This is a genomic window from Streptomyces sp. NPDC001889 (genome assembly GCF_053594535.1).
The window spans coordinates 34,124-54,843 of record NZ_JBSFER010000023.1 but is presented as its reverse complement, the minus strand read 5'-3'; the positions used below and the strand labels follow the sequence as shown (position 1 = coordinate 54,843).

The following is a 20,720-nucleotide window of genomic DNA, read 5'->3' as shown; positions in this document are numbered from 1 at the left end:
CCTCAGGCCGCCCCCGCGCCGTCCGCCGTGTCGTCCCCCGCGTCGTCCGCCGTGCCCCCGATGGTGCTCCGAGCCGGGGCGGCGGAGGGCCGGTCGGGGTGGGTCCAGAGGGTGCGGTGGGTGAGGAGGGGGAGGACGCCCTCGCCGAACCAGTAGGCCTCCTCCAGGTGCGGGTAGCCGGAGAGGATGAACTCGTCGATGCCCAGCCGGTGGTACTCGGTGATCAGGTCGGCGACCTCGGCGTGGCTGCCGACGAGTGCGGTGCCCGCTCCGCCGCGCACCAGGCCGACGCCCGCCCACAGGCCGGGGGAGATCTCCAGGTCCGCGGTGGAGCCGCCGTGCAGGGCGAGCATCCGGCGCTGGCCCTCGGACTCGCTGCGGGCCAGGCCCTGCTGGACGGCCCGGACCGTGGCCGGGTCGAAGCCGTCCAGGAGGTGCTGGGCCTGGGCCCACGCCTGTTCGGAGGTGTCGCGGGTGATGACGTGCAGCCGGATGCCGAAGCGGACGGTACGGCCCCGGGCGGCGGCCAGACCGCGTATCCAGGCGATCTTCCCGGCGACGGCCGCCGGTGGCTCTCCCCAGGTCAGATAGACATCGCTGTGCCGGGCGGCGACCTCCCCGGCGGCGGCGGACGAGCCGCCGAAGTAGATCTCGGGCACCGGGGACGGGAGGCGCTTCAGCCGTGCGCCCGCCACCCTCAGATGCGTACCGTCGAGATCCACGGTCCGGCCCGCCCACAGTCCCCGCACCACCCGCAGGAACTCCTCGGTTCTGGCGTAACGGGCGTCCTTGTCGAGGAAGTCGCCGTACGCGCGCTGCTCCTTGCTCTCGCCGCCGGTGACGACATTGAGCAGCAGCCGCCCGGAGGTGTGCCATTGGAAGGTCGCGGCCATCTGGGCCGCCAGCGTCGGGGAGACGAATCCCGGACGGAAGGCGACCAGGAAGCGGAGCCGTTCGGTCTGGGCGGCGACCATCGCCGTGGTGAGCCAGGCGTCCTCGCACCAGGCCCCGGTGGGCGTGAGGGCCCCGGCGAAGCCCAGTTGCTCGGCGGCGCGGGCGATCTGGGTGAGATAGCCGAGGGTCGCGGGGCGGTCCCCGCCGGTGGCGCCCGCGGGGGTGCCGTGGCCGCCGCTCACGATCTGGCGGCTGTCGCCGTGGGTGGGCAGGAACCAGTGGAAGGTCAGGGACATCGGGGCTCCCGGGCCGGAGGGGCTGAGGTGCGGAGGACAGACGGGTGGCGGGTTCAGCCGGTCGCCGCGAGCAGCGGGCCCCCTCCCAGTGCCGTGGAGAACCCGTCGACGACCCGGCCGAGCGGCTCCGCCGCCAGCGGGTCCAGAGTGATGCCCCCGCCGGCCCGGGCGGTGATGTGCCGGTCCAGTACGAACCAGCCCTGGACGACATGCGCGGCCCCCATCGACGACAGCACCGGCCGCAGCGCGTAGTCGACCGCCAGCGTGTGTGCCGGGGAGCCGCCGGTCGCCAGCGGCAGCACGGCCTTCCCGGCCAGCGCGTGCTGGGGGAGCAGATCGAGCAGCGCCTTGAGCAGCCCCGAGTAGGCGGCCTTGTAGACGGGGGTGCCGATGACGACCCCGTCGGCCCGCGCGAGGAGCCGCGCCGTCCGGACGATCGCCGGGTGCCCCGGATCGGCGCCGAACAGCGCGTCCGGCGGCAGGGAGCGAACCTCCAGCGGGACGACCGTGTGCCCCCGGTCGGCGAGCCCGGAGTCGAGATGGCGCAGCAGCAGGGTCGTACGGGAGACGGCGGAGGGACTTCCGGAGACGGACAGGACGGTGGCCATGGGTCCTCCATTCGGGATGCGGCCGGATGCCCGGCCGGTGGGCCCCGCCCGCGGCCGGCGGGGCCCACCGAGAGGTGCACGGTCAGGAGTACCGGGTGGGTTCGGGGAGTTCGCCGGTCGCGGTACGTGCCGGCCGGCCTCGCGGCGCTGGTGCGCCGCGCGCCCGGTGGCGCGCACCTGACCGGGCGCGTGGTCGTGGCCGCTGTGCCCGGCCGCCCCGGTCGCGGCCGCGCCCCCCGTGGGCGCGCCACTCGTTGCCGCTGGCGACCGGGCCACCGCTGACGCGGGGGACCGGTGGGGGTGGAGGGGCATGGGACTCCCGTCGCGCGGGGGTGGGTGCGGCGGCCGGGGACAGGCCCGGCGGGCCGGTGGAAGGGGAAAGGGGAAAGGGGAAAGAAAAGGGGAGAGAGGGGAGGAGGGAACGGGGACATGGGGAAGGGGAAGCTGGTGGGGCGGGAGCTGCCTCGGGCGGCGTACGGTCAGATGGCGCGTGGCCGGACGGCGTACGGACAGAAGGCGCCGGCGATCCGGCCGAGGTCGATGTGCCGCCTCCGCGTCAAGCCCTCGCTCGCGTTCATGGGACCACCTTCGGCCTTCTGCGGGCGTTGCCGCGGCGGTTCACCGGCGCGCCCGTGTGCGCACCCCCGTCCTGCCCCAGCAGGGTAGCCACTACCCGTGGTGCCGGTCGAGAGGGCCCTCATGAAGGGGCGAGCGCCCGAGTCACCCGCCCGCCGGTCCGGCCGGAGCCGGCGGGGGCGGGCCCTGGGGCGGTGGTGGGATCGTCGCCGGGTCGGGGGCCGTTCCGGGCCAGACCAGCAGTACGGGACAGGGCGCGTGGTCGACCACGAAACGGGTGGCCGGTCCGAGGCTGCGCGGCCCCAGCCGGGCGCGGTCGCCGTCGCGGGCCACGATCAGCAGCCCGGCGCCCTCGGCGGCCGCCACCACCTCCCGCTCGGCCCGCCCGCTCCGCTCCACCCGGACACAGGGGCGGCCCACCCGCTCGGCGGCGCCGGTCAGCAGCGAGTCGGCGGCCTCGGCCGCCAGCCGCGCCACCTCGGTACCGGGGTCGCGGCCGGACCGCGAGCGGCCGAGCAGTCCGGCGTACGCGCCCTCGGCGGCGTCCACCGCCTCCGGGCCGGTGACATGCAGCAGCACGATCTCCGCGTCGGGCGGTGCGTGGACCCGGGCCGCGTCGGCGCAGGCGTGCCAGGTGGCCTCCACGATCCAGACGACAACGGTCACATCAGCCTCCGATGACGGCCAGGGAGACCCACAGTGCCACGACGGAGAGCACCAGCGCCGCAGGCACGGTGAGCAGCCCGAGCCGGGTGAACTCGCCCAGCCGGACCTCGCCGTCGTGGGCGTGCACGACGCGCCGCCACAGCAGCGTCGCCAGCGACCCCGCGTAGGTGAGGTTGGGGCCGATGTTCACCCCGATCAGCACCGCCAGCACCGGGCCGGCCCCGCCGTGGGCGGTCAGCGGGAGCAGTACCAGCACCGCGGGGAGGTTGTTGATCAGATTGGCCAGTACGGCGGCGAGCGCGGCGATCCCCAGCAGCGCGAGCAGTCCGGCGCCCTCGGGGACGAGATGCCGCAGTGCCCCGCCGAGCCCGTTGTCGACCACGGCCCGGACCACGATTCCGAGCGCGAGCACGAAGGCCAGGAAGGGGAGCGAGGCGGCCCGTACCAGGGCCGCCGGTGTAGTGCGGCGGCGGATCAGCGCGCGGACGGCGAGTACCGCGGCCCCGGCCGCCGCGGCCCACGCCGGGCCGATGCCGACTGCCGAGGCGAGGACGAACCCCGCCAGGGTGCAGCCGACCGTGACCAGCGCGAACACCGGGACCTCGGGCTTCTCGCCGGCCCGGCCGTCCGTCTCCCGACCGTCCGTGCGCGGTCGTTCGCCGGACTCCTGTTCGCCCGTCTCCTGTTCGCCCGCGTCCAGGTCGGTCGCGAAGAAGCGGCGGAAGACCGCGTACTCGATCCCGATCGCCACCAGCCAGGGCAGCGTCATCAGCGCGGCGAAGCGGGTGAAGCTCAGCCCGCTCGCCGTGAACGCCAGGAGGTTGGTCAGATTCGACACCGGCAGCAGCAGCGAGGCCGTGTTCGACAGATGGGTGCACGCGTAGACATGCGGCCGGGGCCTGGCTCCCAGCCGGGCCGCGGTGGCGAACACCACGGGGGTGAGCAGCACGACCGTGGCGTCCAGGCTCAGTACCGCCGTGACCAGGGAGGCCACCAGGAACACCTGGCCCAGCAGCGCCCGCGGCCGGCGCCGTGCGGCCCGCGCCAGCCAGGCCCCGCAGGCCCGGAACAGCCCCTCGTCGTCGCAGAGCTGAGCCAGCACCAGGACGGCCGCGAGAAACCCGACCACCGGAGCGAGCAGCGCGGCCTCCGCGCCGGCGTCCTCCAGCGGGATCGCCCCGGCGGCCACGACGACCACGGCGGCGGGCACGGCGACCACGGCCTCGGGCCATCCCCACGGCCGTACGACCGCGCAGGCCAGCACGGCGGCGAGCAGCGCGACGGAGAGGATCTCCGCGGATACGGTGCTCAGGGCGCCGCTCCCTTCGGAAACCGCCCCACCCGGAGACAGCCCGCCGGGTCACCTGATACGGCCATCTCCTCGACTCCTCTCCGGGACGGGCGCCCGCCGCGCCCAACGGGACACCGTATCGGCCACCTGCCGGAGGTCACCGTCCCACCTCCCCCGGCTCACGCCCGCGCGACGCGACGGCGGATCGCCGGCGGGGCGATGGGGTGATCGGGCGGCGGGGTGATGGGGCGCCGTGTCGCCGTGTCGCCGTGTCGGCGGATTGATGGGGCGCGGGGGCGATGAGTCGGTGGGTCGGTGGGCGATCGCGAGCCGACGCGGGCAGGGGGTGGTGCCGCTCACCGGCGCGCCCTTCGCCGGGTTGACGGGGCGATGAGTCGGTGGGTCGGTGGGCGATCGCGAGCCGACGCGGGCAGGGGGTGGTGCCGCTCACCGGCGCGCCCTCGCCCGGTCGGCGGGGTGATGGGTCGGCGGGGCGGCGGGGCGCGGGGGCGATGAGTCGGTGGGTCGGTGGGCGATCGCGAGCCTACGCGGCAGGGGCGGTTGATCCGGCGGGGCGGTCCTGCTCACCAGCGCCCCCCGGCCCGGAGCGCCGGCCCCGGGCGATGCGTGCCCGGAGCGCCGGCCCCGGCGCCCGCCCCGGCCCCGGCGCCCGCCCGGGCGGTCCACCCCGGGCGGGCGGCCAACCCCAACCCCGGCCAGCCACCGGCAATCCCCACCCCTTGGGCGTGGTCTGTCACGCAATCTAAGCCATAGGGATGATTTCTTGCTCAATGTCCCATCCGGGGAGGGTTCGGCTCCGAAACCTCAGTGGATATCGCCCGGACCCCGGGCGTACCACTCGTCCCAGGAGGATGGACATGCGCAAGTCCGCTGTCGCGGCCAGTGCCGCTCTGGCCGCAGTTCTCGCCGTCCCGTTGTTCGCCCACGCGGACTCCGGGCGGGCGCCCGAGCCCGTTCCCCTTCCCGCGCCCGTGGCCGGCTCCGCGCCCGCCGCGCTCACCGCCGTGGGCCTCACCGCCGAACAGCGGCTGGTCGGGTTCGGCGTGGACAAGCCGTCCGCGACCAGGTCCATCGGGCAGGTCACCGGGCTGTCCGGGGACACCGGGCTCGTCGGGATCGACTTCCGGGTCCAGGACCGGAAGCTGTACGGAGTGGGTGACGCGGGCGGGGTCTACACCCTGGACACCACCAACGCCAGGGCGGTCAAGGTGTCCCAGCTCACGATCGCGCTCTCGGGTCAGCGGTTCGGCGTCGACTTCAACCCCGCGGCCAACCGGCTGCGCGTGATCAGCGACACCGGCCAGAACCTGCGGCACAACATCGACGACAGCGGCGGCGCGCTGGGCACGGTGGCCGACGGAACGCTCACCCACGCGACGGTCCCGCCGGCCACGGCCCTGGGGGTGACCGCCGCCGCGTACACCAACAACGATCTCAGCGCCGCCACCGCGACGACCCTGTTCGACCTCGACACCCGGGGCGACCGGGTGGTCGTGCAGTCGCCCGCGAACAGCGGCAGCCTGGCCGCGACCGGCGGTCTGGGCGTCGACGCGGGCGAGAACGCCGGCTTCGATATCCACTTCTCGCCCGCCACGGGCACCAACCACGGTTACGCCACCCTGCACAGCGGCGGCGGCCACCGGCTGTACGAGGTGGATGTGCTGACCGGTGCCGTACGGGACCTGGGCGCGTTCCCCGCGCGCCGCCAGGTCACCGACATCGCCCTTCCGCTCGCCCGCGACTGACCCGGCCCGGAATCGGAAGCGGAATCGGACCGGAACCGACCCCGGTGCCAGTGCCGGACCGGTAACCGGAACCGGCGCCGTGTCCCGGGGCCCGGCGGAGCCCCGGGACACGGAGGAGGCCGGCCACCTCGCGGTGACCGGCCTCCGGCGCGCTCGCTCAAGCGATTCCCGGGCGTCCCGGCCCGTCGTGCCGCCGGCTACTTCGGCATCAGGACGGTGTCGACGATGTGGACCGTGGCGTTGGAGGTGGAGACATTGCCGCAGACCACCTTGGCGGTGTCGTTGACGGTGTAGGTGTCCCCGGAGGCGGCGGTGGTGAGGGTGGACTTCTGGAGGGTGTCGAAGGTGCCGCCCTTGAGCTGCGCGGGAGTGAGGTTCTCGCCCACCACGTGGTACGTCAGCACCTGCGTCAGCATCTCCTTGTCGGCGAGGACCTTGTCGAGGTCCGCCTTGGGGATCTTCGCGAAGGCGTCGTTGGTGGGGGCGAAGACGGTGATGCCCTCGGCCTTGTTGAGCGTGTCGGCGAGACCGGCCTTGGTCACGGCCGTGACCAGGGTGGAGAGCGCCGGGTTGTTGGAGGCGGCGGTCGCCACCGGGTCCTTGGCCATGCCGTCGAAGGAGCCCGAGCCCTCCTTCGGGATGGAGCCGCAGGCGGTGCCGAACGGCTTGTCCCCGGCCATGGCCGCGCCGTCCTCCGGGGCGGTGGGCTCCTGCTCCTGGGTGTCGTCCTTGCCGCTCTCGGCCTGGGCCGAGTCGGAGGAGGTGTCCTTCTCCGCGTCGGAACAGGCCGCCAGGGTGAAGGGGAGGACGGCCGCCGCGGTGACGGCGATGGCGGTGCGACGGAAGCGGAGGGTGTTCATTCGGGACTCCAGAGAAGAGATCGGGGGATACGACAGGAGCGGCCGGCCCCGGTCGGGTGACCGGGAAGGGGCCGCGGGGTGGTGCATCCGCGGTGCCCGGACGGCCGGAACCTGCTCACACCGGGGATTCGGAGCCACCGCCTCTCCGGATGGGTCGTTCACCCGACCGGGTTTTGGCGCCCCGGGCTTTGACGTCCGGTCCGTCTCTCCTCGGGTCGTCCACCCATCCGTTCCCCCACCGGCTCCGAAGCACAGACAGGGGCCCCGGCCCCGCAGGCCCGACCCCACTCGACCGAGCCCTCCCGAGCCCTCCGCCCCGTCGCCGGGCCGACCGAACCGAACAGGACCGCGCATGCCATGGAAGCGTCCGCCCGCCCCACCCCGTGGAGCCCACAGCGCAGGGGCGGCCCGGTGAGCCCGCTGCCCCGATTCGACGACCGGACACACTCCGCACCGGACCTCGGCACCCTGCTGACCCGGGTCGCCCACGGAGACCAGGACGCGTTCGCCACCCTGTACGACGCCGTCGCCGGAACGGTCTTCGGGCTCGTGCTCAAAGTCGTCCGGGACCGCGCCCAGTCCGAGGAGGTGGCGCAGGAGGTGATGGTCGAACTGTGGCGGCACGCCGCCCGCTACCGGCCCGAGCAGGGCAGCGTCATGGCGTGGGTGACCACCATGGCCCACCGCCGCGCCGTCGACCGGGTCCGGTCCGCCGAGGCGGCGACCGCCCGGGAGCACCAGGACGCGCTGCGCGCCCAGGGCCGCCCCTTCGACGAAGTGGCCGAACAGGTCGGCACCCGGCTGGAGAGCGAACAGGTGAGGCGCTGTATGAAGGGGCTGACCGAACTCCAGAACCAGGCGGTGACCCTCGCCTACTATCAGGGCCTCACCTACCGGGAGGTCGCCGAGACCCTCCAGGCCCCCCTGCCCACGATCAAGACCCGAATGCGCGATGGACTCATCCGGCTGCGCGACTGCATGGGGGTGACCACATGACCACCGACCACATGACCACGGACCATCTGCACCAGCTCACCGGCGCCTACGCCCTCGACGCCCTCGGCCCGTCCGAGCACGCCGCCTTCGTCCGCCATCTGGGGAACTGCCCCGACTGCACACGCGAGGTGGGCGAGTTCGCCGCCACCACGGCCCGGCTCGGCGCCGCCGTCGCCACCCCCGTACCCGCGCATCTGAAGACGGCGGTGCTGGCCCGCGTCGACACGGTGCGCCAGCTCCCGCCCAGGGTTCCCGCGCCCCGCCGCCCCGGCGGCCGGTCCCTCGCCGCCATCGGCCGCAGGACGGGCGCCCTGGTGCTGGCCGCCTGCCTCGCCGCCGTGGCGCTCGGCGGCTCCGCGCTCTGGCAGCACCAGCGGGCGCAGGACGCCGGCCGCCAGTCCGCCCAGGCCGAGCGCAGGCTCCAGGATCTCACCGCGGTCATCTCCGCCCCCGACGCCCGTACCGTCACCGGCTCCGCCGACAGCGGGGCCCGGGCGATCGTCATCGTCTCCCGCGCCCGCGACCGGGCCGTCCTCGTCGCCGCCGAACTCCCCCCGGCCGCCCCCGGCAGGACGTACCAGCTCTGGTACGCCGACGGCCCGGCCATGCGCTCCGCCGGACTCTTCCGCGAGGCGGGCGCCCACCTCCTCGACGGAAGCCCCGAGGCGGCCTCGGCGGTCGGGGTGACCGTGGAACCCGCCGGCGGATCGGAGCAGCCCACCAGCGCGCCCCTGATGCTCATGAAGCTCCCCGCCTGATCCCTCCCTGTCCGGACGGACGTCCTCCCGTCCCGGCACACCGGCAGCGGCCCGCGGCACCGGCGAACCCCGCCACCGCCGCGGGCCCGCTGTTTCCCCGGTCAGCAGTGATGGAATGATCCGATCCCCTTCGTGCGGGAGGGAAGCGGCAATACCGGCCGGATTCACCGGTGCCGTGCATTCGAGCCAGGGCCCGCCCGGTCGACAGGAACAACGTTCCCTCCACCGGGGCGCACATCCCCTTCCCCGTGCCCCACCGGCAACTTCAGGTTTCCTCGGCACCAGGCACACCGCTATCGACCATGGCCGGTTCCGGCATGGTCAGTCCACGGTCGCAACGCTATCTTTCCCCGCAGGTGATGCGGCGTCACACCAGCTGAGGCAGTGCCACACCACCGGACGGGGCCCTCTTCGACCCTTGGGGAGATCAGTCGGAGAAGGGTCCTCATGGAGTAGCTCAATGATCGGCCGGGGGGCGTTCTCCGCGAAAGAATGCGCGCGCGATACGCGGATATTCAACTCAGGGGCCGATCGGCCATCTCATCATTCTGTACGGCAGAAAGAGGACAACTCGTGTTTCCTGCTCGGAAAATCGCGATCACCGCTGTTGTGCTCACCCTCGGACTCACCGGGGTGACCGCGAGCGCGGCGGCCGGCCCCCAGTCGGCGGGGACCACCGCCGCGGCCACCCAGGCCGCCCCGCTCGCGGGCGTCTGGCACAACCAGCTGGGCTCCGTCATGAAGCTGAGGGTCACGGCGGACGGCACCCTGAGAGGGACGTACGAGTCCGCGGTGGGGAACGCGGAGAGCACCTACGTCCTGACCGGGCGCGTCGACACGGCCCCCGCGGGCGGCGCCGAGGGAACCACCCTGGGCTGGACGGTCTCCTGGCGCAACGGCTACCGCAACGCCCACTCGAACACCACCTGGAGCGGCCAGTTCTTCCAGGACGGCGACGACCGCATCAACACCCAGTGGCTCCTGACGCGCGACACCACCCCCGCGAACGAGTGGGAGTCCACCTGGATCGGCCATGACGAGTTCTCCCGGGGCCTGCCGTCGGCGGAGCTGCTGAAGAAGGCCCAGCGCTCCGGCGGCAAGGCCTCGACCCCGCCGGGCACCAACTGAGCCGACGGCCCCGGCCCCGGCCCCGGCCCCGGCCCGGTTCCGACCCGGCCCCGGCACCCGGCCCCGGCCCGGGTGTTCCGGGCCGGGGCCCTCCTCGCGTCCACCCCGGGCCGGGGCCCGTAACCACCTGTGGACGCCGACAGTTGACCCGGTATGTCTGCACACAGTGCTGCGTCACCCGAGCCCGCCGGGAGCGGGGAACGGGAACCGTCGATGCTGCGGATCGCCTCGGCGTCGCTCGCCGGGACCGCCATCGAGTTCTACGACTTCTTCGTCTACGGGACGGCCGCGGCGCTCGTCCTGGGTCCGCTCTTCTTCCCCACCCTCTCCCCGCTCACCGGAACCCTCGCGGCCTTCGGCACCTTCGCCATCGGGTTCATCGCCCGCCCGCTCGGATCTCTGCTCTTCGGGCACATCGGCGACCGGTACGGCCGCCGTCCCGTGCTGGTCGCCTCGCTGCTGACCACCGGGTTCGCCACCACGGCCGTGGGCTGTCTGCCGGTGCACTCCACCATCGGCACGGCCGCGCCGGTCCTCCTGCTGCTGCTCCGGTTCCTCCAGGGCCTCGGGCTCGGCGGCGAGTGGGGCGGTGCGGTGCTGCTGACCGCCGAGCACGCCCCGGCCGGACGGCGAGCGCTGTGGGGCAGCTTTCCCCAGATGGGGCCGCCGCTGGGCTTTCTGCTCGCCAACGGCACGATGCTGACGCTCACCGCGGTGCTCTCCGATGCGCAGTTCCTCGCCTGGGGCTGGCGGGTGCCGTTCTGGATCGCCGGGGTGCTCACGGTGGGCGGTCTGCTGCTGCGCTCCTCGCTGGCCGAGACTCCGCACTTCCGTGAACTGGCGGAGTCCGGCAACCGGGCCGCCGCACCGGTCGCCGAGGTGCTGCGCGACCACTGGCGCCTGCTGCTGCTGACCGCGGGTGCCCTCTCGGTCGGATACGCCGTCTTCTACGCCGTGACCACCTGGTCCCTCGTCCACGGGACGGAACGCCTGGGCGTGGCCCCGACCACCATGCTGGTCCTGGTGATCGCCGCCGTGGCGGTCAAGGGGGTGCTGACACCGGCGGCGGCGCTCCTCGGCGACCGCTTCGGCCGCCGCCCGATGTGTCTGGTGGGCAGCGGTCTGGCGGCCCTGTGGATGTTTCCCTTCGTGGCGCTGCTGCACACGGGGGAGCCGCTGCTGATGTTCCTGGGCGCGGTCGTGGCGCTGATCGCGCTCGTCACGATGTTCTCGGTGATCGCCGCCTATCTGCCCGAGCTGTACGAGCCGAGGGTGCGGTGCACGGGAGCGGCGGTCGGCTACAACCTCGCCGGTGTTCTCGGCGGAGCGCTCACCCCCATCGTGGCGACCGCTCTCTCGGACGGCACCGGTCCGCCCTGGGGGGTGGCCGCCTGGCTCACCGGCGTGGCGCTTCTCAGTACGGCCTGCTTCGCCGCGCTCCCGGAGACCCGGCCCCGGCCGGCCCGTGTCCCCGCGGCCGGGCACGCCGACGAGGAGCCCGCCCCGGCGTGACGCCGTGCCCCCGCCGCCGTCCGGATCACGACCGCGCCTCCTCCTGCGCCCTGGGGCCCCCGCCCCCGGCCGGCTCCACCAGGCCGGACGGAGGCAGGGACACCGGGACCGCGCCGGCGAACGCCCGGTCCAGCAGCTCGGCTATGTCCTGGTCCCCGCGCTCGGCCAGCCGTTCCAGCAGGGAGGCCGCGTCGTACCCGGGCGCCATGCCGATCCGCCGCCCGATCACCGCGACCGCTTCGGCCGGGGTCACGTCCGGTGTCCAGCCGGTGAGGCGGGCGGCGAACGCCTCCGGCCGGGTTTCGGGCTCCGGCGCGACCAGCCGCAGGGCGCTCAGCCGGCCGTCGGTCACATTGAAGAAGGCGTGATCGCCGGCCTCGGCGCCGATGCGTTCCAGCAGGGGACGGATGGAGCCCAGAAGCGGCTGCGTCCGCCACTGGAGCGTTGTCTCCCCGGCGTCGTGGGTGAAGGCGAGCGGTTCGCAGAGCGGGGACCCGCCCAGATGCGCCGCCCAGCCCGCCGGCACCGGCGTCCCCGATCCGCGCAGATGCTCGGCGTTGACCTCCAGGCGGTACCACCACCGTCCGTCGGTACCGACGAAACACCGCCGGGTGCCCGCGACATCGTTCCTCGGGACGTACGGAGCGTCCGAGCCGCTGTCGGTCTGCTCGGCGAGACACAGCCAGCCCCGTCTGCTGCGGGCGAAGCCCGGTGCGTTCACATTGGTGCGCACCGAGGCCGCCGACACATCGAACCGTGTGGTCAGGGTGGAGATGATGGTGTTGATCTCGGCCTCGCCGCCCGCTCTCTCGATCTCCCGGACGATCATCTCCCTGATGCCGAGGTACTCCTCGCCGCCCCAGCGGCGCAGCCCGTAGAGGTTCCGGCCGAGGCGGATGAACCGCTCGTCGATCCATATCTGACTGCGCACACTGCTGAAGGCGGTGCCGTCGGCCAGCTTCTCGTGGATCGCCTCCATCGGGAGGGGAGCGCCGTGCAGGGCCAGGACGGCGGCGGCCCGGTCGTTGACGGACCGGCCCCAGTGGACCAGTCGCCCCTCCATCACCCGGAACCGGCCGATCTCGGCGGCCCAGTCCCCCAGCACCTCGCCCCGGACACCGAACCGGGCCCCGAGCGCCACCGCCTCCTCCCAGCCGAGCGGGGTCTCCCCGCAGGCGGCGAGCAACTCCTCCCGCATCGCCGACCGCAGCTCGGCCGGATCGCCGCGGACGATCCATCCGCTGTCCACGGTCCGGTCGGGCAGCAGCCGGGCGACGACATCACCGAGCGGCACCCCGAGGGTGCCCACCAGGGCGGTGTGGTCGGGGTGCAGCGCGTGGGCCTCGCCCACCGTCGCCACGCTGCCGAGCCGTTCGGCCACCGCCGCCAGATGCCCGGCGAACGCCCGCCCCGCTCCGCCGCCGTCGGCGGAGCCCGCGAGCCACCGGTGGACGATCTGCGCAATGCCGCGCTCCTGCTGCCGGATGCGCTCCCGGCTGACCGAGAACCGCTCCCCGAGCGCGCCGAGTGTCTCCGGCCGGCCGGTGAAGATCCGCTGACCGGCGATCACCACCGTGCGCTCGTCCCAGGCCGCCGTGAGACCGTCGAAGGCGGCCAGCGGGGCCTCCATGAGCGCGGGTGTGACGGGCTCGGGAAGCCCGGAGACCTCGACGGCGGGCCGGGGGTCCGGCTCCGCCGGTTCGGCGGCCGGCTCGGGCCCCGGCTCCCGCTCTCCTTCCCGCTCCCGATCCCGCTCCTCCTCCGGAGCGCCGGAGCCGTCGTCCGCCCCGGCGATCGCCGGGGCCGCGCGGCGCGGCGCGCCGCGCGGCCCCTGAAGGACGGCGAGCGCGGCACGCACCTCGGCCGGAGCGTCCTCGGGGAGCCACGCGGCGATCACGGCCACCGCCGCCGTCCACGGGGCACTCTCCGCCGGACTCTCCGCGACGCCCTCCCCGGTCCCCTCCGCGACGGTGCCGCGCCCGTGGAGCCGGTCCAGAACGCGCGCGAACAACCGGGCCAGCGCCTCGTCGCCGTCCCCGTCGGCGGCTCCGGACGGGCCCGTCGTTCCCCCGGCCACCTGGGCCACCGTGCGCCCGGGGCGCGTGACGCCGGGCCCGTCCAGCAGACGCAGCACGGGTATCACATCGCCCAGTTCGGCATGGGGCCACAGGGCCCGCAGCGACCGCGCCACCAGCCGGCTCAGCGCCTCGGCGCCGGTGACCCGCTCGACCTCCATGAGCGCGGTCGCGTGCCACCAGCCGAGCGGCAGGCGCCTGTCCTCCAGCAGCGCGGCGAGCCGGTGCGGGTCGGCGTACCGCACGGCCGGGAGGAGGTCGGCGAGGGACGTGGATGCGTGGGGCACGGCAGATGTCATGATCGGGCGACACTCCGGGGCTCGGGAGAGGGAACGTCCTCGACTGCGCTGTGGTGATGACGAAGGTATCCGCCACCACTGACAGTCACCGTCGGGCTGACGGAGCGGCGGTCGCGGCGGCCACTCGTGCGGGCAACGGCGGATGCCCGCAAGGGAGTTCCCGGCCGGGTCCCTGACTTCCCGGCCGGGTCCCTGACTTCCCGGCCGGGTCCCTGACTTCCTGGCCGGGTCCCTGACTTCCCGTCGAGCCCCCGACTTCCCGCCGGGCCCCCGACTTCCCGCCGGGCCCCGGGCTTCCCCGTACCCCCGGCCGCGTACCCCGGCCGGCCCCTACCGGGTCACGGGCCCGGCTTCCCCGTGCTTCGGTCGCGGGCCGTCACCGCCGGAGCGGGGGCGGCGGCGGGGCCGCCGAAGCCGCCCGCCGGGCGGGGTGTTCCGTCCGCCCGGCCGGGCCTGCCCGCCTCGCCGGCGAGACAGAGAAAGGCGGCGGACCGTTCGGTGAACAGGGCGGCGATCAGCGCCTGGAGCTCCGGGAACCGGCGGTGCGCCGTGCCGGCCCCGAGGCCGGCCTCCCGCGCGATCTGGTTCAGGGGGACCGGGGCCCCGCGCTCCGCGAACATACGCCCGGCCGTCTCCAGGAGCAGCCGACGGCTGCGTTCCGCGTCCGCCCGCGGCGGGCGGTGAGTCTCCTCCGTCATCGCCGCGCGCCCTCGGGCCCGGGCGCGATCCGATGGTGCCGCGCGGTGCCGGACCCGGGCCCCTCGCCGCCCGGGGTGGGCCCGCGCCGGGCGCGTACGGCCCGGGAGGTCCCGGGCCGCCGCCGTCGGAGGGCATCGGATCGGAGGGCATCGGGGCGGAGGGCATCGGGCCGGAGGAAGCGGCGCCTCAGAGGGCATCGAGAACGAAGGACGCCAGGACCGTGGCCCCCGCCAGGATCAGCATCAGCCCCCGCCCCTTCCCTCCCGGGGCCGCCCGCACTTCCTCCCCGGCCGCGGGCCGCCGCGTCTCCTCCACCGGAACGCCGGGCACCACAGCGCCGGGAGCGTCCAAGGGGGTCCCGGTCAGCTCCAGCAGCCGCAGGACGATCGCGGGAGGCCGGCCGGTGAGCGTGACGGGGACACCCACCCGCGCGGCCCGGTTCCGCGCGTTCTCCAGAAACGTCAGCCCGGCCGAGTCCAGGAGGGTGACCTCCGTGAGGTCGATCCGGATGTCGGCCGGACGGCAGGCGACGCACAGGGCGAGCGCGGCGGCCAGCTCGTCGCCGATGTCGTAGCCGACCTCCCCGCTCAGATGGACGACGGCACGATCGTCACGGGCCCCCGGGTCACCGGTGAACACCGTGCGGTGCGCGAAGGGGACTCCTCGCCACGGAGAGGGCTGGTCCCTGGGCGCACGGGATTCTCCTCCGCTCACGCGTCTCCTCCCGGCATCGGGGTCCGGAGACGGAGGCAGGGCCAGTCGCGCGGCAGCCCGGACGGGCTGGGGGTGAGTGCATCCATGCCGGGTACCTACTCGGGGCAAATCGGCTTCTCTTGGTTCGTGGGCAGGTCTGCCGGGGCGCGCCACAGGGGCGGAACAGGCGAATGGGCCGATCCCACGAGGTGTGCCTGCGCTGCGGAAGCACTGGGAAGACGCGTGCCCCGTCGGCCGGGCGGTAAACCATCCGCGTCCCGCGCCTATGCGCCACGAGCCCGGAGTGCCGACGCGTGGAGGAACTCCAGGGCGTCCAGGACGATGGTGCGGTCGTACCACGACAGCCAGTTCGCCACCTGCCGGCCGACATGGGCGAGGGCGTCGGTGCCGGCCTTGCTCAGCCCCTTGATGGGCCGGCTCATATGGGCGGAGACCATGCCGACGCACTCGCCGCCGTCGGTGGTGAGGGGAACACTGTGGCAGGCCCTGCTTCCCGCGGTCAGGATCACCCGTCTGGATTCCTCGGTGAACACCGGGTCGGTGGCGACATCGCGGACCGTGACCTGGTCGATGTCGCGTGCCGCCCTGCCGCACGAGGTCCCCGGCTCCGTCACGCCGACATGGTCGAAGAAGGAGACGAACTCGGCGCCCAGGCCGGTGTGCTTCGCGATGCGCAGACCGGTCCGGGAGCGGTCCATCAACTGCACATTGCCCATATCGGTGCCGGTGATCTCCAGACAGGTGGAGAGCGCGGTGCCCAGGACGGCGCCCCGGTCGGCCCGCGCCGCTCCGTCGAGCGACAGCAGCGTGAGGCCGGGGGGCGCGTGCCGGGCCCGCCCGGGAAACCAGAGCGGTGTGCCGTCGGCGGGGCGGGGTGCCTTGGTGACGGCGTCGGCGAGGGTGTGGAGTTTGACGTTGTGGTGCTGTGACGCCTGCCGCAGCAGGGTGAAGGCGCTCTCCGCGTCCGTCAGCCGGTAGCGCTCCCGCAGGATGCCCTGGGCGTGCGCGACCAGCGGGCGGTTGCGCGCCATGGCCCGCAGCTGACGCATTTCCTCGTGCAGCCGGGCGATCTCCTCATCCGCCGAGGCGCCCGAGCCACCCGCCGAGCCGCCCGAGCCGCTGTCCGCCATGGTGGTGCCGTCCATTCCGTCTTCCTCCGCTGCACTCTGTCGCGGCCGCGAGCCCGAGGGTCCGGGGGCAGCACACGAGGCTCCGCGAGGTCTTCAACGGTGAGAGGCTCGCTCGGTGTTCCTCGCCCGGGCGGAAACAAGGAAAGGAGGGAAAGAGAAGGAAAGAGAAGGAAAAGGAAAGGAATGGACGGGAAGAGAGGGGAAAGACGGAGACGGGTGGTGTACGGAATCCGGCGGACCCGGGTCCGTAACCGCCTGCCGCCCGTTCCTCAGGCGCGCTGGGCCCGGTCGTGGACCTTCTTGGCCGTGGACCCCAGGATCTCCCCGTACATCTTGGTCGGGGCCAGGGAGTCGAGCGCGGCGTTCATCGAGACCAGGGTGCCCTTGCCGGTGGTGGTGTTGAAGTCGGCGAACCAGGGGCCGCCGCTGGCGCCGCCGCTCAGGCTGCACGGGATCATCTGCGTGCCGTGCTCCTTCTTCGCCTTTCCGGAGCAGCGCAGGAGTTCCTCACCCCGGTACGGACTGGTGGCGGAGTAGCCGAAGGCGGAGACGGCGCCGCCGACGGGGCGGTTGAAGGCGATGGCCTGGCCGCCCACGGCGTCGGTGAGCTTGCGGCCCTTCCTGTCGGCGTCGACGGTGAGGGCGGCCATGTCGTTCACGGAGTCCCTCTCCCAGCTCCGCGGGGTGGCGGCGCTGCGGACCGCGAAGACGCCGTGCGGCTGCTTGCCCTTGCTGTACCCGGGGACGAACACCATGTCCATATGGGTGTTGACGGGGGAGGAACCCCGGCGCACACAGTGCGCCGCGGTCATCACCACGGACTTGTTGGCGCTCTTCACGGCGGTGCCCGAGCACCAGGTGTCGTGGCCGTTGGCGTTGACGAAGAAGAGCCTTCCCACGGTCTTCAGCGGGGTGCCGCGCCAGGGCTTGGCATGGGGTCCGGTCGGACCGAGCTCCACCGACGTGCCGACGGCCTTGATCCGGGCCGGTGTCCAGTGGGCGAGGGCCGCCTTGCGCTCCTTGGCGGTGTACTTCAGAACGGAGACCGGGTCGGGTGCGGCGGCCCGGGCGGGTGCGGCGGCCACGACCGGGACGGCGAGCGCGAGGACCGTACCGGCCACGGCGAGTCCCGTGGCCCGGCCACGAAGACGCCGGAACGGGGAGGTCGGGATTTCGGTCATGGCGGGTGTCTCCTCGGCCGGCGCGGGCGGTGGACGGGGGCTGTCCGTCCGTACGCACTACAGGAGCGCCGAACCCGCCCGCCCGGTTGGCGCTGTCGACGTTCTGTGACACGCGTGTGCGGATACGCGAACACATGATCGCCGACCGGGGAAGCCACGGAGCCACGGAGCCACGGAGCCACGGAGCCGCCGAACCGGCGCCCCCGCCCCCGCCCCCGGAGCGGCACACCCCGGTGACGGCCGGTGCCGGCCCCCGGTGACCGCCCGCCCATGCCCCCGCCGTACTCAGCCCCCGGCCCCCTCCCGCTTGCGGTAGGTACGGACATCGATCTCCGTGGAGCCGAAGATCGTCACGGCGTCGACCGCGACCAGGTCCCACGGCACCGTCGTGAACACCTCCCGCAGCTCCTCCTGCTCATCGAAGTAGTCCCGCCGGATCGCCACCACCGCCACACCGCCCGGCCGCAGCCATCTGTCCATGGTGCGCACCGAGCGGTGCCCCGCGTGGTTGCGGGTGAGGACGCCCGATGACATCACCCCGTCGAAGCTTCCCGCCGGGAAGAACCCGGTGTCCTCCTCCAGGTCGCAGCGGTGGTGCGCGCGGTAGACCCCCTTGCGGCGCGCGACCTCCAGCATCTCCGCGGACAGGTCCACCGCCTCGACATTGACCCGGCCGAGCCGGTGCAGCTCCTCACCGCACAGTCCCGTGCCCGCGCCCGCGTCGAGGACCCGGCTGTCCGGGTCGGGGAGCGCGCGGGCGAGCGCGCGGGCCGTCGCGACCGGTGAGACGCGATAGGCGTCCCCGAGATCGTCGTCGTAGGTGGCCGCCCACGCGTCGTACTTCCTCGCCAGGGTGTCGCGCTCCACCGGCTCGTAGATCCAGGAGAGCAGTTCATCGATGTCGCGTGCCACGTCAGGCCGCCTTCCGGCAGATGAAACAGGACCAGGCGACCTCGCCCGCGTCGACCGCGTCGATCATGGCCCGGTACGGAACCGTCAGCTCCGGCGCCAGCTCGGCCACCCGCCCCACCAGCAGTTCGTACGTACGCCTGAGGTGGCCGCTCAGATCGCGGCTGCTCTCGACGGCGAAGCCGGCATCGCCGAGGTGTGCGGCGTACCGCTCCGCGCTGAGCGCCGGCTCGAACAGCAGACGGTCGTAGACATGGCGCCGGGTCGCGGAGCCCACCGGTGTCCTCGGGGTGGTGAGGTCGTCGAAGGCGAAGACCCCTCCGTCCCGGAGCACCCGGTGCACCTCCGCGAGCGCGCGGGGGCGGTCGTGCACATGGTAGAGAGTGGCCTGGCTCCACGCGTGCGAGAACGACCCATCGGGGTACGGAACGCGCTCCGCGGACGCCTTCCGGAAGGTCACGCGTGCGGCCGGGTTCGCCTCCCGCAGACGCTGTGCGTTGGTGACACGGACCAGGCTGAGATCGATGCCGGTCACCCGGCATCCCGTGGTGCGGGCCAGCCAGACCGATGTGGTGCCGTTTCCGCATCCGATGTCGAGCACGGCGGAGTCCCCGTCGATCCCGCTTCTCGCGAGCAGCTCCCGATCCCAGTCGCGGAACGCGGCGGCGAGCCGTTCCGCGGTGTCCGCCCCGCCCGGCGGCCGTGCGCCGGCCAGGTCGGGGAAGTAGCCGTAGTGCAGTCCTCCCTCCGGGTCCCAGAACGATCGATAGAGATCGTCCTGGTGGTTGTAGTACCGCTCCGTGTCACGTTCGGTGAACAAGGGCGTCACCTCCGGTCGCGCAACGACGACATGGATCTGTCGATTTCGTCGGCCGGCGTGAACAGGGAAGCCCGGCAGCGCTGTTCTCCGTGGCCACCGTGGTCACCGTGTGTTCGGTGTGCTCGGTGTGCTCGGTGTTCTCCGTGGCCACCGTGGAGCGGAATCCGCTCCCGCCCCGTGTCGCGGGCCGGGCATCCGCCCCACCCGAAGGCCGCCGGGAAACGACCCGCCGAACACGCCCGCGACCACCGGGACCCGTATCGCGCTCACCGGAATCGCCCGCCGCGAAGCCTGCCATCAGACTCCGGCCACCGGCGGCGCGCGTCCAATACACGGGGGTAATGGCAGCCATCACCCCCCTTTATCGCACCGGGCCAGCGGCGGCGCACGGGGTCGTTCCGCGCCGCGCCTCCGTCCCGGCCGTCTCAGCGGTACGCGGCGAGTGCGCCCGTGCGGCGGACATCGAGCGTCACGCAGTGGAACCCGCCGCCGAGGGTCCTGGAGTGGGTGAGCTGTGCGGGGATCACCTCCACGCCGTGGCGCTCCAGCTCCCGGATGAGCGCCGGCTGCCGCTTGTCCACAATGGCCCTGCCGGGCGCGATCACCAGCAGATTCATCGCGATCCACACCGACGACCTCGGATGGTCGCCGACGAATCCGGTGTCCACCGGCTCCGGGCAGACCACCCGGTCCCAGCCGCGCAGGAATCCGGGCATATTGGCGTCGTTGACCCGTGACGGATTCACCAGCACGAGCCCGGGCCGCAGTGGCACGATCGTCGAGTCGACATGGGTGGACGAGTAGAGGCCCTCGCACGGATGCACGGTGTACTGATCCCCGAGCGTCGACTGAAGCCAGCGCGCCCCGCGCATGTTGCCGCTGTCGGAGACGAGGTACAGCAGATCCGTACCGAACCTGAGCACGTTCGCCGCGTCGAAGGCCGGTTCCAGATCCCGCAGCCGCTCTCCCGGTGGCGCGCTCGGCTCGTACATGTCGTCGGTCAGCTGGGGCTTGGGCGCCGACAGCCAGCGGGCGCCGCTCTCGAAGTACTCCAGGAACAGGTCCTTGTAGGCGAATCCTTCCAGGAACCGGGAGCGGAGCACCATCGGCGTCTCGATGATGGAGGTGCCGACGGTGAGGAATCCGTCCCGGGGGCAGTAGTCGTAGAAGCCGTCCGTGCTCCAGTCCGGGGTGGAGACGGTGGACTTGTGGTCGCGTCCGCCCGGCCGCCGCACGGAGACCCCGAGGCCCGTGAGCAGCTCGGTCAGCTCGGTCAGCTCGGCCTCGGTCTCCTCCACCACCCGGGCGGGGAACGGGCCGGACGGGATCTGCCGCGGGTCGTCCATGTCCGGGTACTCCGTGGCGATAAGACTCCGATCCGCGATCGGCACCCGCGCACCTGCCATGGTCCCCACGACGATTTCCTCGAGCGGGTCCCATTCCGTGTGCACATCGACCAGGCTCATCGGTCTGTCCTCCCATGCCGGACGCCGCGAGTACGGCGTCAGTCAGTCGTTCGAACACCGGGTCAAACGATCGGGC

The 20,720-nt window shown here is 73.4% G+C and carries 19 protein-coding genes; 5 read left to right on the top strand and 14 right to left on the bottom strand.

What is annotated here, in order from left to right:
• Nucleotides 1-2: 2 nt before the first annotated feature.
• From ACWCRA_RS25895 to ACWCRA_RS25875, 5 genes are all read right to left on the bottom strand, one after another.
• Complete coding sequence (locus ACWCRA_RS25895) at nt 3-1,190, bottom strand: LLM class flavin-dependent oxidoreductase (RefSeq protein WP_451068725.1); 1,188 nt, start codon at nt 1,188-1,190, stop codon at nt 3-5.
• Between the two features lie 53 nt (nt 1,191-1,243).
• On the bottom strand, nt 1,244-1,798 hold the full coding sequence (gene ssuE / locus ACWCRA_RS25890) for an NADPH-dependent FMN reductase (RefSeq protein WP_351543390.1): 555 nt from the start codon (nt 1,796-1,798) through the stop codon (nt 1,244-1,246).
• Between the two features lie 479 nt (nt 1,799-2,277).
• A complete protein-coding gene (locus ACWCRA_RS25885; RefSeq protein ID WP_351543387.1) occupies nt 2,278-2,376 on the bottom strand; it encodes a putative leader peptide in 99 nt (32 codons plus the stop codon).
• A gap of 142 nt (nt 2,377-2,518) precedes the next feature.
• Nucleotides 2,519-3,040 (bottom strand): universal stress protein, encoded by a 522-nt coding sequence (locus ACWCRA_RS25880; RefSeq protein ID WP_351543384.1) that lies wholly within the window; start codon nt 3,038-3,040, stop codon nt 2,519-2,521.
• A 1-nt stretch (nt 3,041) separates the two neighbouring features.
• On the bottom strand, nt 3,042-4,352 hold the full coding sequence (locus ACWCRA_RS25875) for an SLC13 family permease (RefSeq protein WP_451068756.1): 1,311 nt from the start codon (nt 4,350-4,352) through the stop codon (nt 3,042-3,044).
• A gap of 857 nt (nt 4,353-5,209) precedes the next feature.
• Here ACWCRA_RS25875 and ACWCRA_RS25870 point away from each other — a divergent pair.
• On the top strand, nt 5,210-6,097 hold the full coding sequence (locus ACWCRA_RS25870) for a DUF4394 domain-containing protein (protein ID WP_451068724.1): 888 nt from the start codon (nt 5,210-5,212) through the stop codon (nt 6,095-6,097).
• A 197-nt stretch (nt 6,098-6,294) separates the two neighbouring features.
• On the opposite strand, the gene ACWCRA_RS25865 is transcribed toward ACWCRA_RS25870, so the two are convergent.
• Nucleotides 6,295-6,957 (bottom strand): fasciclin domain-containing protein, encoded by a 663-nt coding sequence (locus tag ACWCRA_RS25865; RefSeq protein ID WP_351543378.1) that lies wholly within the window; start codon nt 6,955-6,957, stop codon nt 6,295-6,297.
• 411 nt (nt 6,958-7,368) lie between these two features.
• Here ACWCRA_RS25865 and sigK point away from each other — a divergent pair, with 411 nt between their 5' ends.
• The 4 genes from sigK to ACWCRA_RS25845 all read left to right on the top strand — a co-directional run bounded on the left by sigK (nt 7,369) and on the right by ACWCRA_RS25845 (nt 11,351).
• Nucleotides 7,369-7,953 carry an ECF RNA polymerase sigma factor SigK gene (gene sigK / locus ACWCRA_RS25860; RefSeq protein ID WP_351543375.1) on the top strand — a complete coding sequence of 195 codons (585 nt, stop codon included), beginning with the start codon at nt 7,369-7,371 and terminating at the stop codon, nt 7,951-7,953.
• Between the two features lie 11 nt (nt 7,954-7,964).
• On the top strand, nt 7,965-8,711 hold the full coding sequence (locus ACWCRA_RS25855) for an anti-sigma factor (protein ID WP_351543633.1): 747 nt from the start codon (nt 7,965-7,967) through the stop codon (nt 8,709-8,711).
• A gap of 573 nt (nt 8,712-9,284) precedes the next feature.
• Nucleotides 9,285-9,839, top strand: a complete 555-nt coding sequence (locus ACWCRA_RS25850; RefSeq protein ID WP_351543372.1) for an avidin/streptavidin family protein — start codon at nt 9,285-9,287, stop codon at nt 9,837-9,839.
• Between the two features lie 213 nt (nt 9,840-10,052).
• Nucleotides 10,053-11,351 carry an MFS transporter gene (locus ACWCRA_RS25845; protein ID WP_451068755.1) on the top strand — a complete coding sequence of 433 codons (1,299 nt, stop codon included), beginning with the start codon at nt 10,053-10,055 and terminating at the stop codon, nt 11,349-11,351.
• Between the two features lie 25 nt (nt 11,352-11,376).
• Here ACWCRA_RS25845 and ACWCRA_RS25840 read toward each other — a convergent pair whose 3' ends face one another.
• The 8 genes from ACWCRA_RS25840 to ACWCRA_RS25805 all read right to left on the bottom strand — a co-directional run bounded on the left by ACWCRA_RS25840 (nt 11,377) and on the right by ACWCRA_RS25805 (nt 20,644).
• The gene (locus ACWCRA_RS25840) at nt 11,377-13,713 is read right to left on the bottom strand and encodes a hypothetical protein (protein ID WP_451068723.1); all 2,337 of its coding nucleotides are present in this window, start codon (nt 13,711-13,713) and stop codon (nt 11,377-11,379) included.
• A gap of 350 nt (nt 13,714-14,063) precedes the next feature.
• A complete protein-coding gene (locus tag ACWCRA_RS25835) occupies nt 14,064-14,423 on the bottom strand; it encodes a TetR/AcrR family transcriptional regulator (protein ID WP_351543366.1) in 360 nt (119 codons plus the stop codon).
• A 187-nt stretch (nt 14,424-14,610) separates the two neighbouring features.
• Nucleotides 14,611-15,138 carry an STAS domain-containing protein gene (locus tag ACWCRA_RS25830; protein ID WP_451068722.1) on the bottom strand — a complete coding sequence of 176 codons (528 nt, stop codon included), beginning with the start codon at nt 15,136-15,138 and terminating at the stop codon, nt 14,611-14,613.
• 263 nt (nt 15,139-15,401) lie between these two features.
• Complete coding sequence (locus tag ACWCRA_RS25825; RefSeq protein WP_351543360.1) at nt 15,402-16,283, bottom strand: ANTAR domain-containing protein; 882 nt, start codon at nt 16,281-16,283, stop codon at nt 15,402-15,404.
• A 254-nt stretch (nt 16,284-16,537) separates the two neighbouring features.
• Entirely contained in the window at nt 16,538-17,449 is a 912-nt protein-coding gene (locus ACWCRA_RS25820; RefSeq protein WP_451068721.1) for a trypsin-like serine peptidase, read from the bottom strand.
• A gap of 285 nt (nt 17,450-17,734) precedes the next feature.
• The gene (locus ACWCRA_RS25815) at nt 17,735-18,361 is read right to left on the bottom strand and encodes a class I SAM-dependent DNA methyltransferase (protein ID WP_351543355.1); all 627 of its coding nucleotides are present in this window, start codon (nt 18,359-18,361) and stop codon (nt 17,735-17,737) included.
• Nucleotide 18,362: 1 nt separating this feature from the next.
• Nucleotides 18,363-19,178: a class I SAM-dependent methyltransferase gene (locus tag ACWCRA_RS25810; protein WP_351543352.1), complete on the bottom strand. Its 816-nt coding sequence runs from the start codon at nt 19,176-19,178 to the stop codon at nt 18,363-18,365.
• 425 nt (nt 19,179-19,603) lie between these two features.
• Nucleotides 19,604-20,644 carry an inosamine-phosphate amidinotransferase 1 gene (locus tag ACWCRA_RS25805; protein ID WP_351543349.1) on the bottom strand — a complete coding sequence of 347 codons (1,041 nt, stop codon included), beginning with the start codon at nt 20,642-20,644 and terminating at the stop codon, nt 19,604-19,606.
• Nucleotides 20,645-20,720: the final 76 nt, after the last annotated feature.